The 18,297-nt window shown below is 55.0% G+C and carries 15 protein-coding genes; 2 read left to right on the top strand and 13 right to left on the bottom strand.

All coding sequences use genetic code 11. The features are described 5' to 3' along the window. Positions 1–9: 9 nt before the first annotated feature. The 12 genes from nuoL to lrhA all read right to left on the bottom strand — a co-directional run bounded on the left by nuoL (position 10) and on the right by lrhA (position 13,450). Positions 10–1,851, bottom strand: a complete 1,842-nt coding sequence (gene nuoL / locus AC4OVS_RS07070) for an NADH-quinone oxidoreductase subunit L (protein WP_022648827.1) — start codon at positions 1,849–1,851, stop codon at positions 10–12. After that, positions 1,848–2,150, bottom strand: coding sequence for an NADH-quinone oxidoreductase subunit NuoK (gene nuoK / locus AC4OVS_RS07065; RefSeq protein WP_006176506.1), 303 nt, complete (start codon positions 2,148–2,150; stop codon positions 1,848–1,850). Before nuoK ends, nuoL begins: the two co-directional genes overlap by 4 nt. Then, positions 2,147–2,701 (bottom strand): NADH-quinone oxidoreductase subunit J, encoded by a 555-nt coding sequence (gene nuoJ, locus AC4OVS_RS07060; protein ID WP_006176507.1) that lies wholly within the window; start codon positions 2,699–2,701, stop codon positions 2,147–2,149. The genes nuoK and nuoJ overlap by 4 nt, the downstream gene beginning before the upstream one ends. 10 nt (positions 2,702–2,711) lie before the next feature. Continuing rightward, the gene (gene nuoI, locus AC4OVS_RS07055; RefSeq protein WP_003861491.1) at positions 2,712–3,254 is read right to left on the bottom strand and encodes an NADH-quinone oxidoreductase subunit NuoI; all 543 of its coding nucleotides are present in this window, start codon (positions 3,252–3,254) and stop codon (positions 2,712–2,714) included. Positions 3,255–3,268: 14 nt separating this feature from the next. Beyond that, positions 3,269–4,246 carry an NADH-quinone oxidoreductase subunit NuoH gene (gene nuoH / locus AC4OVS_RS07050; protein ID WP_022648828.1) on the bottom strand — a complete coding sequence of 326 codons (978 nt, stop codon included), beginning with the start codon at positions 4,244–4,246 and terminating at the stop codon, positions 3,269–3,271. Continuing rightward, the gene (gene nuoG / locus AC4OVS_RS07045; protein ID WP_161177125.1) at positions 4,243–6,966 is read right to left on the bottom strand and encodes an NADH-quinone oxidoreductase subunit NuoG; all 2,724 of its coding nucleotides are present in this window, start codon (positions 6,964–6,966) and stop codon (positions 4,243–4,245) included. Before nuoG ends, nuoH begins: the two co-directional genes overlap by 4 nt. A 54-nt stretch (positions 6,967–7,020) precedes the next feature. Then, positions 7,021–8,358 (bottom strand): NADH-quinone oxidoreductase subunit NuoF, encoded by a 1,338-nt coding sequence (gene nuoF / locus AC4OVS_RS07040; RefSeq protein WP_006811381.1) that lies wholly within the window; start codon positions 8,356–8,358, stop codon positions 7,021–7,023. Then, the gene (nuoE, locus tag AC4OVS_RS07035) at positions 8,355–8,855 is read right to left on the bottom strand and encodes an NADH-quinone oxidoreductase subunit NuoE (protein ID WP_006176513.1); all 501 of its coding nucleotides are present in this window, start codon (positions 8,853–8,855) and stop codon (positions 8,355–8,357) included. Before nuoE ends, nuoF begins: the two co-directional genes overlap by 4 nt. Positions 8,856–8,857: 2 nt before the next feature. After that, positions 8,858–10,660, bottom strand: a complete 1,803-nt coding sequence (nuoC, locus tag AC4OVS_RS07030) for an NADH-quinone oxidoreductase subunit C/D (RefSeq protein WP_003861484.1) — start codon at positions 10,658–10,660, stop codon at positions 8,858–8,860. An 89-nt stretch (positions 10,661–10,749) separates the two neighbouring features. Further along, complete coding sequence (gene nuoB, locus AC4OVS_RS07025; protein WP_003861482.1) at positions 10,750–11,424, bottom strand: NADH-quinone oxidoreductase subunit NuoB; 675 nt, start codon at positions 11,422–11,424, stop codon at positions 10,750–10,752. Positions 11,425–11,439: 15 nt separating this feature from the next. Then, complete coding sequence (gene nuoA / locus AC4OVS_RS07020) at positions 11,440–11,880, bottom strand: NADH-quinone oxidoreductase subunit NuoA (RefSeq protein ID WP_003861475.1); 441 nt, start codon at positions 11,878–11,880, stop codon at positions 11,440–11,442. 631 nt (positions 11,881–12,511) lie between these two features. Next, positions 12,512–13,450 (bottom strand): transcriptional regulator LrhA, encoded by a 939-nt coding sequence (gene lrhA / locus AC4OVS_RS07015; protein WP_032622483.1) that lies wholly within the window; start codon positions 13,448–13,450, stop codon positions 12,512–12,514. Positions 13,451–14,386: 936 nt separating this feature from the next. On the opposite strand from lrhA, the gene alaA reads away from it, so the two are divergent. Then, the gene (gene alaA, locus AC4OVS_RS07010; protein WP_022648831.1) at positions 14,387–15,601 is read left to right on the top strand and encodes an alanine transaminase AlaA; all 1,215 of its coding nucleotides are present in this window, start codon (positions 14,387–14,389) and stop codon (positions 15,599–15,601) included. Between the two features lie 117 nt (positions 15,602–15,718). Continuing rightward, a complete protein-coding gene (yfbR, locus tag AC4OVS_RS07005) occupies positions 15,719–16,318 on the top strand; it encodes a 5'-deoxynucleotidase (RefSeq protein ID WP_022648832.1) in 600 nt (199 codons plus the stop codon). Between the two features lie 82 nt (positions 16,319–16,400). On the opposite strand, the gene AC4OVS_RS07000 is transcribed toward yfbR, so the two are convergent. After that, positions 16,401–18,233 carry an SLC13 family permease gene (locus tag AC4OVS_RS07000; protein ID WP_022648833.1) on the bottom strand — a complete coding sequence of 611 codons (1,833 nt, stop codon included), beginning with the start codon at positions 18,231–18,233 and terminating at the stop codon, positions 16,401–16,403. Positions 18,234–18,297 lie beyond the last annotated feature (64 nt).

Genomic DNA, 18,297 nt, shown 5'->3' with positions numbered 1-18,297 from the left:
CAAAAACCACTATCGCAACACCATCAGCAGCGCCAGCACGACAACCGCACCGATGCTCATGGATGCCACATACCAGCGCAGATAGCCGTTCTCGCTGTACAGCAGGCCTTTACCTGCAAAGCGAGAGAGGATCGCCGGGATATTCATCAGGCTGTTCAGCGGATCGCGCTTCAACAGCCACGCAATGCCCAGGAACGGCTTCACGAAGATCATGTCGTACAGCCAGTCGAAGCCCCATGCGTTGTACCACCAGGTGCCCAGCAGACGGCCGGGCGCGCTGTTGGCAACGGCAGTCACCAGCGTGCGTTTGCCCAGCCACAGCCATGCGGCAATCAGGATGCCCGCGATAGCCACAACGCCGGAGGTGATTTCAAGCGTCAGAACGCGACCGTGCTCAAGCTCGGTTGTTGCCGGCAGTACGCCCTGCAACGGTGGCACAATCATCGCGCCAACGAAGGTGGAGAGTACCAGCAGCACAATCAGCGGCAGGTGGTGGGTAATCCCCTTCCCTGCGTGGGCGTGAATTTGTTCTTTACCGTGGAAGACGATGAAAATCATACGGAAGGTGTACAGGGAGGTCATAAACGCACCGACCAGACCCGCAACCATCAGATTGATATGACCATTCGCCATGGCGCCCGCCAGGATTTCATCCTTACTGAAGAAGCCTGCGGTAATCAGCGGCAGTGCCGCCAGCGCCGCGCCGCCTACCAGGAAGCAGACATAGACCAGCGGGATGGACTTACGCAGTCCGCCCATTTTGAAGATATTCTGCTCGTGGTGGCAGGCCAGGATCACCGAACCGGATGAGAGGAACAGCAGCGCTTTAAAGAACGCGTGCGTCATCAGGTGGAAAATGGCTGCGTCCCACGCCTGCACGCCCAGCGCCAGGAACATGTAACCAATCTGGCTCATGGTGGAGTACGCGAGAACGCGTTTGATGTCGGTCTGCACCAGTGCGGCAAAGCCTGCCAGCACCAGCGTAACCGCACCGACGATACCCACCAGATGCAGAATTTCCGGGGTCATCAGGAACAGGCCATGGGTACGCGCAATCAGGTAGACACCGGCGGTGACCATGGTCGCGGCGTGGATCAGCGCGGAGACAGGGGTTGGACCCGCCATCGCGTCGGCAAGCCATGTCTGCAACGGCAGCTGTGCGGATTTACCCACAGCACCACCCAGCAGCATCAGCGTTGCCCACCACAGCATGTTGTTGCCTGCTTCGAAGTGCGCTGGCGCCAGTTCCACCATTTCGCGGAAGTTCAGCGTGCCCAGTTCGTTGTAGAGAATGAACAGCGCGAAAGCGAGGAAGACGTCACCCACGCGGGTCACGACGAACGCTTTCATGGCCGCTGCGCCATTCTTCGGATCGGTGTAGTAGAAACCGATCAGGAGGTAAGAGCACAGACCCACGCCTTCCCAGCCCAGATACATCAGCAGCAGGTTATCGGCCAGCACCAGAACCACCATGCTGGCGATAAACAGGTTGGTGTAGGCGAAGAAGCGGGAGTATCCCTCTTCACCGCGCATATACCAGGAGGCGAACATGTGGATCAGGAAGCCCACGCCGGTGACCACGGAGAGCATGGTCAGAGACAGACCATCCAGCACCAGGTTGAAACCGATGTTGAAGTTACCGACCGACATCCAGTTCCACAGCGGCACGCTGTAGGCCTGACGTCCATTGTTAAAGAAATCGATACCCGCATACGCTGTCACCAGCGCAGCCAGACCGATTGAGCCAATGCCCACGGTGGCAGACAGATTCTCAGACCAGCGGCCGCGAGAAAATGCCAGCAGCACGAAGCCAATCAGCGGAAAAATAATGGTTAAGGCAAGCATGTTCATCCACGCAACTCACTTACTGAATCGATGTTCAGGTTCTGGCGGCGACGATGGAGCTGCAGCAACAGCGCCAGGCCAATACTCGCTTCGGCAGCCGCGAGGCTGATGGCGAGAATGTACATCACCTGACCGTCGGCCTGGCCCCAGTAGCTGCCGGCGACCACAAAGGCCAGCGCGGAAGCGTTGATCATGATTTCCAGACCGATCAGCATAAACAGCAGATTGCGGCGGATAACCAGACCGGTTAAGCCCAGAACGAACAAAATCGCAGCGAGGATCAGTCCATGTGTTAAGGGGATCATGCGCGCTCCTCCGTTTTTCTTTTCGCACGGTCATCAGTGCGGTTGCTCAGCACCTCACCAACACGTTCTTCGCGACCGACGTGGAAGGCAACAACCAGGCCCGCCAGCAGCAGCATAGAGGCCAGTTCAACCGCCAGAACGTACGGACCAAACAGCGCAATTCCAACAGCCTTGGCGCTGATTGGCGTGCCGTCAATGCCCTGGTCGTTAACGCCCAGAATAGCGTAAACAATCACCACCAGCATGATGGCCGACAAAATTGCCGGGCCAATCCACACCTGCGGTTTTAACCATTGACGTTCCTGCTCAATTTCAGAGCCGCCCAGGTTGAGCATCATCACCACGAACACGAACAGCACCATAATGGCACCCGCGTAGACGATAATTTCCAGCGCACCGGCAAAATGCGCGCCCAGCGCAAAGAACACCCCGGAAATAGCCAGCAGCGAAATGATTAAATACAGCAACGCATGCACCGGATTGGTGTGCGTGATCACTCGCAGCGTAGCCAGGATGGCGATAAGGCCACAGATATAAAAAGCGAATTCCATTGCCCTCTCCTTACGGTAACAGGCTCTTGACGTCGATAGGCTTAGCTTCGTTCTCTGCTTCGCCCTTATCTTTGCCGTCGATTGCCATACCCGCCATCCGGTAGAAGTTATATTCCGGGTATTTGCCCGGACCGGAAATCAGCAGATCCTCTTTCTCGTACACCAGGTCCTGACGCTTGTACTCACCCAGCTCGAAGTCTGGAGTCAGCTGAATCGCCGTGGTTGGGCACGCTTCTTCACACAGACCGCAGAAAATGCAGCGTGAGAAGTTGATGCGGAAGAACTCAGGGTACCAGCGGCCGTCTACCGTCTCGGCTTTCTGCAGAGAGATACAGCCTACCGGACACGCTACCGCACACAGGTTACAGGCTACGCAGCGCTCGGAACCGTCCGGGTCGCGCGTCAGCACGATACGGCCACGGTAGCGCGGCGGCAGATATACCGGCTCTTCCGGATACATCCGGGTTTCGCGTTTGGCAAACGCGTGCAGGCCGATCATCCAGATACTGCGTACCTGGGTGCCAAAGCCTACGAGTAATTCTTTTAAGGTCATGATCTCAAAGCCCCTTATGGCTGCTGCCAGAGAATGACAGCCGCCGTTACCAACAAGTTGACGAGCGTCAGCGGCAGGCACACTTTCCAGCCGAAGGACATTACCTGGTCATAACGCGGACGCGGTAAGGACGCACGAATCAAAATGAACATCATCATGAAGAACGCGGTTTTCAGCGCGAACCAGATGAACGGCGGTAAGAACGGGCCATGCCAGCCACCAAAGAACAGCGTTACCATCAACGCGGAAATGGTGACGATACCGATGTACTCGCCCACGAAGAACAGACCGAATTTCATACCGGAATATTCAATGTGGTAACCGTCGGCCAGTTCCTGTTCGGCTTCTGGCTGGTCAAACGGGTGACGGTGACACACCGCCACGCCCGCGATAGCAAAGGTCACAAAACCAAAGAACTGCGGGATAACGTTCCAGATGTCGGCCTGGTTGTTGACGATGTCGGTCATGTTGAATGAACCGGCCTGCGCCACCACGCCCATCAGGGAGAGCCCCAGGAACACTTCGTAGCTCAGCGTCTGCGCGGAAGCACGCATCGCACCCAGCAGCGAGTATTTGTTGTTACTGGACCAGCCTGCGAACAGCACCGCGTACACCGCGAGGCCTGCCATCATCAGGAAGAACAGAATGCCGATGTTCAGGTCAGCCACCACCCAGGTCGGGCTGACGGGAACGATAGCAAACGCCAGCAGCAGCGAGGTAAAGGCGATCATCGGCGCCAGCGTAAAGATCACGCGGTCCGAGAAGCGCGGAACCCAGTCCTCTTTAAAGAACATCTTGATCATGTCCGCCACCAGCTGGAGTGAACCACCCCAGCCCACGCGGTTCGGTCCGTAACGGTTCTGGAACAGACCGAGCAGACGACGTTCACCAAAGCTCATGAACGCGCCGCAGGTGACGACCACCAGCAGAATGACGACCGCTTTCAGAATGCTCAGCAGGATGTCGATAAGATCCGGCGTTAACCAACTCATGCTTTTGCCTCCTGAAGGTTATCAAGATGCGCACCCGCCAGGACCGGCGCGATGCCAGGCATACCCATCGGCAGACCCACCTGCCCTGCTGACAGGCTTTCAGAAATAATCAGCGGCAGGCTGATTGTCTGGCCGTCGTAGCTAAAGGCAATGTTCGCACCCGCGTTAACGCCAAGCTTCGCGGCATCCGCCGGGTTGAGCTTGATGTACGGCTGCGGCATACGCTGCTGGAATACCGGAGAACGCTGGGACATTTCGTCGCTACCGAACAGATGGTAGTACGGCGCAATACGCCAGTGGCCTTCCTGAGCCTGGAAACGTTCCGGAACGTTAGAGAAGAAGTCCAGATCGGTTTCGGAGGCTTCAATCAGACGCACGCCCGGATCGCCGTGGCGCAGATGACCACCCACTTCAGCCTGGAATTTGTTCCATGCCTGCGGGGAGTTCCAGCCCGGTGCCCATGCAAACGGGATTTGCGAACGCGGCGCAGACGGCTGGTTGTTCCCTTCCATCGAGAAGGCGAACATGGTGTCTTTATCCTGCGGCTGACGCGGTTCGTGCACGCTGATGTTGGCACGCATCGCAGTACGACCGCTGTAGCGGTGCGGCTCACGCGCCAGTTTCTGGCCGCGAATACGGAAGCTTGCGTCAGGCGCGGCGTCTTTAATGCCCGCCAGCTGAGGCAGTTTCTCAACAACCGCGTCGATAACGTGGTCGAGCTGCGTCCAGTCCACTTCACGGCTCTGCACGGTGCTGTGCAGAGAGTGCAGCCAGCGCCAGCTTTCCAGCATCACGGTGTTGCTGTCGTAGTAGGCCGGGTCATAAACCTGGAAGAAGCGCTGTGCGCGGCCTTCGTTGTTGATCACCGTCCCGTCGCTTTCTGCGAAGCTTGCCGCAGAGAGCACCAGGTGTGCTTTGTCCATGATCGCGGTGCGCTGATGGTCGATAACCATCACCAGCGGTGCTTTGGAGAGCGCGGCGTCAACGCGAGCGGCGGAAGCGTGGCGATGCAGGTCATTTTCCAGCACTACCACCGCATCAGCAGAACCGGATTCCAGTTCGCTTAACGCTTCTTCCAGCGAGCCGCCGCCAATCATGCCCAGTCCGATGCTGTTCACCGCACGGGCAATCATGGTCACACCGACGTCAGCGCCACGGCCCTTCAGGGCTTTGGCAACGTTCGCTGCGGCCTGAATGATTTCAGCGCTACCGGCGTTGGTACCGGAAATGATCAGTGGTTTTTTCGCCCCCGCCAGCGCCTGAACAATCACGTCGACCTTGTTCTGCAGGTCGCGATCCAGTTCAACGGCCGGCGAGTTGCTGTCCAGCGCGTGGGCAATGGCAAAGCCGAGGCGCGCCTGATCTTCAACCGGTGCGCAGTAGGTCCACGCGGCGATATCGTCCAGACGGGTGTTGTCGACGTTAGTCACAAACAGAGGATGCTTCGCGCGCTGGCCGATGTTGAGGATCGCCGCAATCTGCCAGTCAGCCACTTTCTGCGCCGCTGCCATTTCACGTGCTTTACCCTTCACCGCCTGACGAACCGCCAGAGCCGCGCGTGCGCCGGTCTGCGTCAGGTCTTCCCCGAGCACCAGAACCGCATCATAGGATTCGATTTCGCGCAGCGCAGGCGTGTGTACACCGCCTTCACGCAGCACTTTCAGCACCAGTTGCAGACGTTCCTGCTCGCCATGGGCGATACCGGTATAGAAGTTTTCCGCCCCAACCAGCTCGCGCAGCGCGAAGTTGCTTTCGATGCTGGCGCGCGGGGAGCCGATGCCGATCACTTTCTTCGACTGGCGCAGAATATCTGCCGCGCCCTGCATCGCCTGTTCAGCGTTGAGAGTAATGACGTCGTCGCCACGGCGCTGAACCGGCTGACGCGGACGGTCTTTCAGGTTCACATAGCCATAGCCAAAACGACCGCGATCGCAGAGGAAGTAGTGGTTAACGGTACCGTTGTAACGGTTTTCGATACGACGCAGTTCACCGTAACGTTCACCCGGGCTGGTGTTACAGCCGAGGGAGCACTGCTGGCAGATGCTTGGCGCAAACTGCATGTCCCATTTACGGTTGTAACGCTCGGAGTGGGTTTTATCCGTGAACACGCCGGTCGGGCAGATTTCTACCAGGTTACCGGAGAATTCGCTTTCAAGCGTACCGTCTTCCGGACGACCGAAGTAAACGTTGTCATGCGCGCCATACACGCCCAGATCCTGACCGTCTGCATAATCTTTGTAGTAACGCACGCAGCGGTAGCAGGCGATGCAGCGGTTCATTTCGTGAGAGATGAACGGCCCCAGATCCTGATTTCGGTGGGTACGCTTGGTAAAGCGATAGCGACGGAAGCTGTGACCGGTCATGACGGTCATATCCTGAAGGTGGCAGTTACCACCCTCCTCACACACCGGACAGTCGTGTGGGTGGTTGGTCATCAACCACTCCACTACGCTTTCGCGGAACTGTTTGGCTTCTTCGTCATCAATCGAAATAAAAGTGCCTTCGGTGGCTGGCGTCATACAGGACATCACCAGTCGACCACGCGTGTCTTCCGCGTTTTGATATTGCTTCACCGCACACTGGCGGCAAGCACCGACGCTGCCCAGCGCCGGATGCCAGCAAAAGTACGGAATATCGAGGCCAAGAGACAGACAAGCTTCCAGCAGGTTGTCCGCCCCGTTGACTTCGTATTCTTTGCCGTCTACATGAATCGTAGCCATTAGCATGCTTCCAGTTGGCTCGGCCGAAACCGAGCGTTAATCAAAATTCTGTTTTTACCAGCGTGCTTTCAGCAGGTTCGGCTGAATACCATTGATAGAATGGGTATTGCTGAACGGCTGCTTGATGCCTGCTTCGAATTCGTCGCGGAAATATTTAATCGCGCTCTGCAGCGGCTCGACGGCACCCGGTGCGTGGGCACAGAAGGTTTTACCTGGCCCTAAGAATCGACACAGTTGCTCAAGTGTCTCGATATCGCCAGGCTGGCCTTCGCCACGTTCGATAGCGCGCAGGATCTTCACGCTCCACGGCAGACCGTCACGGCATGGTGTACACCAGCCGCAGGACTCGCGGGCGAAGAACTCTTCCAGGTTACGCACCAGGGATACCATGCCGATCTCGTGGTCGACGGCCATCGCCAGCGCGGTACCCAGACGGCTGCCTGCTTTACCAATGCTTTCGAACTCCATTGGCAGGTCAAGGTGGGCTTCGGTTAAGAAGTCTGTCCCTGCCCCACCCGGCTGCCAGGCTTTGAATTTCAGGCCATCGCGCATGCCGCCGGCGTAGTCTTCAAGAATTTCACGTGCGGTGGTGCCGAACGGCAGCTCCCAGACGCCAGGATTCTTCACGCGACCGGAGAAGCCCATTAGCTTGGTACCGGCATCTTTACTTGATGAGATGCCCTGATACCACTCCACGCCGTTCGCAAGGATAGCCGGAACGTTACACAGGGTTTCGACGTTGTTTACACAGGTCGGTTTACCCCACACGCCGGAGCTTGCCGGGAACGGTGGCTTGGAGCGCGGGTTCGCGCGGCGGCCTTCCAGGGAGTTAATCAGCGCGGTTTCTTCACCGCAGATATAACGCCCGGCACCGGTGTGCACGAATAGCTCGAAGTCAAACCCGGTGCCCAGGATGTTTTTACCCAGCAGTCCGGCTTCAGTGGCTTCGGCAATCGCGCGACGCAGGTTTTCAGCCGCTTCGATGTATTCACCGCGCAGGAAGATGTAGCCACGGTACGCTTTCAGCGCGAACGCTGAGATCAGCATGCCTTCCACCAGCAGGTGCGGCAGCTGTTCCATCAGCAGGCGGTCTTTATAGGTACCCGGCTCCATTTCATCGGCGTTACACAGCAGGTAACGGATGTTCATGGATTCATCTTTCGGCATCAGGCTCCACTTCAGACCGGTGGAGAAGCCCGCACCGCCGCGCCCTTTCAGGCCAGAATCTTTTACCGCATTAACAATGTCGTCTGGCGCCATGCCGCCGAGGGCTTTACGCGCACCGGCATAGCCGTTTTTGCTCTGATATTCGTCGAGCCAGACCGGCTGTTTGTCATCGCGCAGACGCCAGGTCAGCGGATGCGTCTCAGCAGTACGAATTACAGTTTTCATTTGTACTGCTCCAGCAGGTCAGGAATCGCTTCCGGCGTCAGATGGCTGTGAGTGTCCTCATCAATCATCATGGTCGGTCCCTTGTCGCAGTTACCCAGGCAGCAGGTTGGCAGCAGGGTAAAGCGTCCGTCGAACGTGGTCTGGCCCGGCTTAATATTAAGTTTCTTCTCAATCGCAGCCTGAATGCCCTGATAACCGGTAATGTGGCAGACAACGCTGTCACAGTAGCGGATCACATGGCGGCCGACCGGCTGACGAAAGATCTGGCTGTAGAACGTGGCTACGCCTTCTACGTCACTCGCCGGAATGCCCAGCACTTTTGCGATCTCATAGATCGCCCCATCCGGCACCCAACCACGCTGTTTCTGTACGATTTTCAGCGCTTCAATGGACGCCGCACGCGGGTCTTCGTAGTGGTGCATCTCGTGCTCAATGGCGGCACGCTCTGCTTCACTCAGCTCAAAAGCCTCGGTTTGTGGTTGTTGATTCTCGTGCATAATTAGCGGTCCACATCTGACATAACAAAATCGATACTACCCAGATACACAATCAGGTCGGAGACCAGACTGCCGCGAATGGCGGCCGGGATCTGCTGCAGGTGCGCAAAGCTTGGCGTACGCACGCGGGTACGGTAGCTCATGGTGCTGCCGTCGCTGGTGAGGTAGTAGCTGTTGATACCCTTGGTCGCTTCAATCATCTGGAAGGATTCTTGTGCCGGCATGACCGGGCCCCAGGAAACCTGCAAGAAGTGGGTGATCAGGGTTTCGATATGTTGCAGCGTGCGCTCTTTCGGTGGCGGCGTCGTCAGCGGGTGATCCGCCTTGAACGGGCCTTCCGGCATGTTGTTGAGGCACTGCTCAAGGATGCGCAGGCTCTGGCGCAGCTCTTCCACTTTCAGCATCACGCGGGTGTAGCAGTCGGAAACGCCGCCGCCAACCGGGACTTCAAAGTCGAAATTCTCGTAGCCAGAGTAAGGACGGGCTTTACGCACGTCGAAATCAATCCCGGTTGCGCGCAGGCCAGCACCTGTGGTCCCCCACTCCAGCGCCTCTTTCGCGCCGTAGGCGGCAACGCCCTGGGAGCGGCCTTTCAGGATGGAGTTACGCAGCGCGGCTTTCTCGTAAGACGCCAGACGTTTCGGCATCCAGTCGAGGAATTCACGCAGCAGGCGGTCCCAGCCGCGCGGCAGATCGTGCGCCACGCCGCCGATGCGGAACCAGGCCGGGTGCATACGGAAACCGGTAATCGCTTCCACCAGATCGTAGATTTTCTGACGGTCGGTAAAGGCGAAGAAGACCGGCGTCATCGCGCCGACGTCCTGAATGAACGTGGAGATGTACAGCAGGTGGCTGTTAATACGGAACAGTTCAGACAGCATCACGCGAATCACGTTAACGCGATCCGGGACGGTGATGCCTGCCAGTTTCTCAACAGCCAGCACGTATGGCATCTCGTTTACGCAGCCGCCGAGGTATTCGATACGGTCGGTATACGGAATGTAGCTGTGCCAGGACTGACGCTCGCCCATCTTCTCAGCACCACGGTGGTGGTAGCCAATGTCAGGCACGCAGTCGACAATCTCTTCGCCGTCAAGCTGAAGAATAATACGGAATGCACCGTGCGCAGACGGGTGGTTTGGACCGAGGTTAAGGAACATGAAGTCCTCGTTTTCGGTGCCGCGCTTCATGCCCCAGTCTTCCGGCTTGAAGGTCAGCGCTTCCATCTCCAGATCCTGCTTGGCTTTGGTCAGCTCAAACGGGTCGAATTCGGTGGCGCGTGCCGGGTAGTCTTTACGCAGCGGGTGGCCGGTCCAGGTCTGCGGCATCATGATGCGCGTCAGATGCGGGTGGCCGTCGAAGGTCATGCCGAACATTTCCCAGGTTTCACGCTCGTACCAGTTAGCGTTTGGGAAAAGTTTGGTGATCGTCGGCAGATGCATGTCGTTTTCAGACAATGCCACCTTGAGCATGATATCCGTGTTGCGGTCTATTGAGATCAGGTGGTAGAAAACGGAAAAATCCGCAGCAGGGAGACCCTGGCGGTGCGTTCTCAGACGTTCGTCCATGCCGTGTAAGTCAAACAGCATGACGTAAGGTTTTGGCAATTTCTTGAGGAAATCGACAACTTCCAGTAATTGCTCACGCTTCACCCAAACAACGGGTACCCCGGTGCGGGTGGCCTGAACAGTAAAGGCATCCGGCCCAAAACGGTTGCGCAGTTCGCCAATGACGGGGTCATCGAGATGATCCCGGGTCTGCCAGGCGGCTTCTTGCGCGGTTAAGTCGGTCATATTGTTCACCATTGCAAATGGTCCGTGGTGACTGTTAAGCCTGGCTTCGCGCTATTTGAGTAGTGATATGCGAAGGTGTTCTCCAGGCCCACAGGCGCAAATTAAATTTCGTCAGGCGTACGCAGGTTGGTGACGGCAATACGTTCACCACGTTTACGCTCGCGCTCAGACTGCATGTTCGCGCGATAGACACCTTGATCGCCAACAACCCAGGAGAGCGGACGGCGTTCTTTACCGATTGACTCCTGCAGCAGCATCAGCGCCTGCATATAGGCCTCTGGACGCGGCGGGCAGCCCGGGATGTACACATCCACCGGAATGAACTTATCAACGCCCTGCACAACGGAATAAATGTCGTACATACCGCCGGAGTTTGCACATGCGCCCATGGATATTACCCATTTTGGCTCCAGCATCTGGTCATAAAGACGCTGAATAACCGGTGCCATCTTGGTAAAGCAGGTCCCGGCCACCACCATCAGGTCAGCCTGACGTGGAGAAGCACGCAGTACCTCGGCCCCAAAACGCGCAACGTCATGCACCGCAGTGAATGACGTCACCATTTCAACGTAGCAGCAAGAAAGGCCAAAGTTGTATGGCCAGATGGAGTTCTTACGACCCCAGTTGACCATATCGTGCATGGCATGTTCGAGTTTGCCCATGTACACGCTTTTGTTGACTTCTTGCTCCAGGGGGTCGGTAACGATCTCCTGTTTTTGCAGGGGGTAACGGTCATTCTCACCGTTAGGATCTATGCGGGTGAGCGTATAATCCATCTTATTGCCTCGCTGTTACTGCTGACGATTAGAGATACTGTTTTCCGGGTTGATGTGTTCACGGCGTGAACGCACAGGTGTCCAGTCCAGCGCGCCAATACGCACCAGATAAACCAGACCGGCCAGTAACACTAAAATGAAAATTGCGGCCTCGACAAAGCCCACCCAACCACTTTCGCGAATGGAGGTAGACCACGCGAAGAGGTAAAGCGCTTCCACGTCGAAAATGACGAAGAACATGGCTACCAGGTAGAACTTGGCAGACAGGCGTAAGCGAGCGGTACCTACTGAATCAATACCTGATTCGAAAGGTGTGTTTTTGTGCCTTGCGCGGGCGCGACCGCCCAGGAACCAGCCGCCGACTAACATCAGGCAGCACAGGCCAATGGCTACAATAAGAAAGATTGCGAATGCCCAGTGATGAGCGATGACTTCTGTGGATGTTGACATACTCATTGCTTACTCATCAAAAGTGATACCGACGACACTGCTCTTGCTGGCAGATGGGCATCACATCGATTCATGGGGAGGAACAAAATAACCTTACACTAACTGTCAGAAATGAGACATAGACAGCAAAATGATGGGGTTTTTTACTCCTTTCTATAACCTTTTGTCAACTTTAACAAAGGTTTCTTCACATTAAATTACAACGTGCGATTCTCATTAACATTTGGTGCCCTTTAACCCTGGTGGGTACATGACTTTACGTCAAATGCATCTTGTTGAATCGTGTCCGTTTTGGAAGTAAAAAAAATAACCCTCCTATTTTGACAGGATTTGCCAACGATTCCTCCCCCCAAATGGGAGTATTTTCTTGATCTGAGACACGCTTTTGTTAATTCAATCAAAAAAACAGCAACATATTTCCTGTTTTTTTAACATCGGCGGGGTATTAAGCAAGTTAGAAGAGGTATCGTTTACAACTTAACCAAAAGCATTTTCTGCATTGATAAATAAGCGGTATTTGCTTTAACCCTGCTCCGTTCGCGGTTATGAATAGCAAAAAAAACCACTCGCAGGAAAAAATCATGCGAGTGGCTCTTTTTTGCACTTACATTTTGTTACGAGAATTTTGGGGGAATGATCACTCAAAATCCCTTTCCACAATCAGGGAGTCATCCCCTCCTTCCGGAGTAACAGGCGCGTACTGCCATGGATTGTGGTAGTTTTCCATTGCCTCGAATACCACTTTCGCTAGCTCGTTGTTGCTGGCGGCATTATGGCACAGCAGGTACTCCGTATCCGGCAACGACGGGAGTCCCTCAGATTGACCCAGCACACGCAGATCGGGGCTCATCATCTCCACCGGACGGGCTGTTACGCCAAGTCCGGCCTTCACTGCCGCTCGTACCGCAGGCAACGTTGACGCAACGTACGCCAGGCGCCACGGAATACTGGCTTCGTTGAGCGCAGTCAGCACCATATCGCGGAACGGACTAGGATCGTCCAGCAGGACCAGGGGTATTGGCTCACCTTTTTGCAATACGTACTCCGCGGCACAGTACCAGTGCGTAGGAGAAGTACGCAGCGTCAGGCAGTCATACTGGCCAGGTCGATGCGTGGTGACCACCAGGTCAACCTCGTTTTCTTTCAGCATCTCAACCATGAAGGCATTGCGTTTAACGCTAACGTCCAGGGCAAGCTTCGGATAAACCGAGCTAATTCGGTTGAGAAGGAAGGGCAAAATGGTATCTGCTGATTCATCTGACGCCCCTAATGTTAACACTCCCTGAAGGTTGCTAAACATTAATGACATACAGGCTTCATCATTAAAGCGCAGTATCTTTCTGGCATAACCCAGAAGCTGAATACCATGTTCTGTTAAAAGCTTATTACGTCCATGACGCGCAAAAAGCTCTTTACCAACCAGTTGTTCCAGCCGCTGCATTTGCTGACTCACGGCGGACTGGGTACGGCAAACGGCGGCAGCAGCTGCTGCAAAAGTGTTGAGATCGGCGACCGCAACAAACGTTCTCAGCAGATCGAGGTCGAGATTCATTATCGGACGATTTGCATTTATCATATCTTTTCACTTTCAGGTTGCTCGTGCGGAGCTGCCCGGGTTGAAGCTGTGTGTAACAGTTAAGCAATTCCTTCTGAAGAGTTTCCCTCGCGTCCCGGCCCGGCAGACTGCCTGACAGATAGTTATTGTACTTTGGTATATCAACAGTCAGAAATCACGTTTCATGACGTTATTTTTATTCTCTTGCGTTCAGGATATTTCGTTATCTGAAGGTAGATGTAAATTCCATTAAGAGTAAGACATGTTTTCTGCCATCTATATCGCAGCGTTGCCAGCGTAGCAAGATGTGACTTACCCAATCAGCCAGAGATTACTTTAACAATAACAATCGATTAATACAGGAAGGCAGAAGCTGATATACGTAACAGGCCTATCGCTACGCTGCATTCCCAAAACACATCTTAACCCAAATCCACTATATTTATAAGTCTTATTGCAATATAACGGATTTAACGCCAATGATAAGCAACTACACTCTTTTTATTAAAATTAACGAAAGTTGCATTTTCGTCGTTAATAATAAATAAAGTTTAATTTAGATTCAGGCCATTCATTAATAACACTTAACATTAATTTCACATGAGTAACTTTTAACCTGGCTTTGCTAATAGAGCAAACTGTATCTCAGCATTCAGGTTTTACGAATGGTCACTCAGGGGGACTAACGCTTCAGCCCGGATCGTCTTTTTATTTAAATCAGAATAATATTAATATTTATGTGAAACTTTCAGCATAAAAAACCCAACAATAAGCGTTTTCACGGTAATTTCAGGCGCAAAATCACTCCATCATTAGATTAAGCAATCACAGCAGTGCTGCCTGGTTGGACAAAATCTTCTTCTGTGCGCCCTTCAAAACGAAGCGCGGTGGGAGTACATTGTTCCGTGCTGCTTCCACGGCAGGAAGTTGCAATAATAGCGAAAAGGTTAAAGGTTCATGTCCCCTATCGAAAAATCCAGCAAGCTCGACAACGTCTGTTACGACATCCGTGGCCCGGTACTCAAAGAGGCAAAACGCCTTGAAGAGGAAGGCAATAAGGTTCTGAAACTCAACATCGGCAACCCCGCGCCATTTGGTTTTGAAGCGCCGGATGAGATCCTGGTGGATGTGATCCGTAACCTGCCCACTGCACAAGGCTACTGCGATTCAAAAGGGCTTTATTCCGCCCGTAAAGCCATTATGCAGCACTATCAGGCTCGCGGTATGCGCGACGTCACCGTTGAAGATATCTACATTGGCAACGGTGTCTCGGAGCTGATCGTTCAGGCGATGCAGGCGCTCCTGAACAGCGGCGATGAAATGCTGGTTCCCGCTCCAGACTATCCGCTGTGGACGGCTGCGGTATCGCTCTCCAGCGGTAAAGCGGTGCACTATCTTTGCGATGAATCGTCGGACTGGTTCCCGGATCTGGATGACATTCGCGCCAAAATAACACCGCGCACCCGGGGAATCGTGATCATTAACCCGAATAACCCGACGGGCGCGGTCTATTCAAAAGAGCTGCTGATGGAGATCGTCGAGATCGCCCGCCTGCACAACCTGATCATCTTTGCCGACGAGATTTACGACAAGATCCTGTACGACGCGGCGCAGCACCACTCTATCGCCGCGCTGGCGCCCGATCTGCTGACGGTCACCTTTAACGGACTGTCTAAAACTTACCGCGTTGCCGGTTTCCGTCAGGGCTGGATGGTACTGAACGGTCCGAAAAAACATGCGAAAGGCTACATTGAAGGGCTGGAGATGCTGGCATCCATGCGTCTGTGCGCCAACGTACCGGCGCAACATGCGATCCAGACAGCACTCGGGGGCTATCAAAGCATCAGCGAGTTTATCGTTCCAGGCGGCCGCCTCTATGAACAGCGCAACCGTGCATGGGAATTAATTAATGATATTCCGGGCGTCTCCTGCGTGAAGCCTAACGGCGCGCTGTATATGTTCCCGAAAATCGACGCGAAGCGCTTCAATATTCACGACGACCAGAAAATGGTGCTCGACTTCCTGTTGCAGGAAAAAGTGCTGCTGGTTCAGGGGACGGCGTTTAACTGGCCGTGGCCGGATCACGTGCGTATTGTAACCCTGCCGCGCGAAGACGATCTCGAAATGGCCATCAGCCGCTTCGGGCGATTCCTTTCGGGGTACCATCAGTAACGCTGACTTTCCGCCGGGTGGCGCTGCGCTTACCCGGCCTGTAACATCTGCAAATTTGCATCTTCCCTCCCCTCCCCGCACAATGAAGTCCGTCGCAGTGAAGACATAAGGTAACCTATGAGTCAGAGTCATTTCTTTGCCCACCTCTCCCGCCTGAAACTCATCAACCGCTGGCCGCTGATGCGCAACGTGCGCACTGAAAATGTGTCTGAGCACAGTTTGCAGGTTGCTATGGTCGCTCATGCGCTGGCAGCAATTAAAAACCGCAAATTCAACGGGCAGGTTAATGCCGAACGTATCGCCCTGCTGGCGTTGTACCACGATGCATCGGAAGTGCTGACCGGGGATCTGCCTACGCCGGTGAAATATTTCAACTCGCAGATTGCCCAGGAATATAAGGCCATTGAGAAGATTGCCCAGCAGAAGCTGATCGATATGGTGCCTGATGAGCTGCGTGATATCTTCGGGCCGCTGATCGACGAGCATCAGTATACGGAAGAGGAGAAATCCCTGGTTAAGCAGGCCGATGCGCTGTGCGCCTACCTGAAATGTCTGGAAGAGTTATCCGCGGGGAATAACGAGTTCCTGCTGGCGAAAACGCGCCTGGAGAAAACGCTCGACTCCCGCCGTAGCGAAGAGATGGATTACTTTATGCAGGTGTTTGTGCCGAGCTTCCATTTGTCGCTGGATGAGATCAGTCAGGATTCGCCGCTGTAGTTTTTCGCCCAGCGGCGCTGCGCTTGCAGGGCCTACGAATCACGTAGGCCGGGTAAGGCGTAGCCGCCACCCGGCGATGTTCTCAAAACGGGAATAACACCGGAATCAGCACCACGCATACCAGCATCACCAGCACGGTGAACGGCACGCCCAGCTTTACAAAATCGCTGAATCGATAGTTTCCCGGCCCCAGCACCAGGGTATTGACCGGGGAAGATACCGGCGTCATAAATGCCGCGGACGCCGCCATCGCTACCACCATCGCAAACGGATAGGGCGAAACGCCCATCGATTTTGCCATCGCCAGCGCAATAGGCGCCATCAGCACCGCCGTTGCGGTATTGGAGATGAACAAACCAATGGTGGCGCACATGACGAACAGGCAAACCATCATCAGGTACGGACCATATCCCCCGCCCGCGTCCATTAAGCCTTTTACGATCAAATCCACCCCGCCGGTTTTCTGTAGCGCCAGGGCGAAGGGCATCATCCCAACGATGAGAATGATGCTTGGCCAGTGAATCGCTTTGTAAGCGCTTTCGGCGTCGATACAGCGGAATTTGCCCATTAACAGACAGGCGATTATCGCCGCCACCGGGTTAGGGATCTCGTCCGTCAGCATCAACGCGACCATCAAAACCAGGCAAAAAATCGCATGGGGCGCCTGACTGTGCGCCGGTGACGCGTCACTCTCTTCAATCGGCATATTCAGCACCACAAAATCGCGGCCTTTCTGCCCGAGCTGGCTTATCAGTTTCCAGTTGCCGACCACGAGGAAGATATCCCCCAGCAGGATCGGCTCATCCACCACCGCCCCTTCAAGGGCTACGCCATCGCGCTTCAGGCCCACCACGTTGAGGCCATAGCGGGTACGAAAGCCGATTTCGCGCACGGTTTTGCCCAATAACTCCGATTCCGGGATTAGAGACACCTCGGCCATACCCACATCCAACGCCCGGTCGGAGAAATACTCGCCGCGCAGCACCATCGGCTCCAGCAGTTGCTCGCTACAAAACTCTCGCAGATCCACGTCCGCGGTGGACATATCAATCAGCAGGACGTCACGCGCGCGAAACTCTGACACCCCATTCACGTTAACGATTACCCGACGAAAACGACGCCAGCGCTCAACCCCGATGACGTTCGCGCCATAGCGTTCGCGTAGCTTAAGGTCGTCCAGCCGCTGGCCTATCATCGGCGAACCGGGGCGGATAGCCAGCCGACGGGCGCGCCCGGTCAGACGGTACTCTTTGATCAAATCGCGAAAAGTTCGCCGCTTCCAGCCCTCTTTGGCTTTGTCCTGCTTCTCCCCTTTCAGCGCGAAACGGGTCAACAGCATATAGATAATGCCCATCACCAGTACAACCAGCCCGATCGGCGTGACGCTGAAAAAGCTAAACCCCTCAAGCCCCTCACGGATCAGTTCGCTGTTCACGACGAGGTTCGGCGGGGTCGCGACCAGCGTCATCATGCCGCTGATGAGCCCGGCAAAGCTCAACGGCATCATCAGCCGCGACGGGGAGATCTGCATCCTCATGCAGACGCTCAGCACAACCGGAATAAAGATGGCCACGACCCCCGTCGAGCTCATAAACGCACCCAGTCCGGCGACCGTCAGCATCAGGTAAATCAGCATTTTGGTTTCGCTGCTGCCCGCCACTTTAACCAGCCACGACCCCATCATTGTCGCCACGCCGGTGCGTACCAGCCCGTCGCCAATAATAAACAGGGCGGCAATCAAAATAACGTTGGGATCGCTAAACCCGGAAAAGGCTTCCGGCAGGGAAAGGGTACCGCTCAGAACGAACGCGACAATCACAAACAGGGCGACGGCATCCATGCGCACCTTGCCCGTGGCAAAAAGAATGATGGCGATTAACAGCAGGCTCAGGACCCAAATCAGTTCACCGTTCACAACATGTCCTTGTCAGTGGAGGAGAAGCAATTTTGCCATAAAAAAGCCCCGGTAATGCGGGGCT

It is taken from the genome of Enterobacter sp. 4974935 (genome assembly GCF_058661735.1).
The sequence above is the reverse complement of the archived record's forward strand: the minus strand, read 5'-3'. Positions and strand labels throughout refer to the sequence as shown.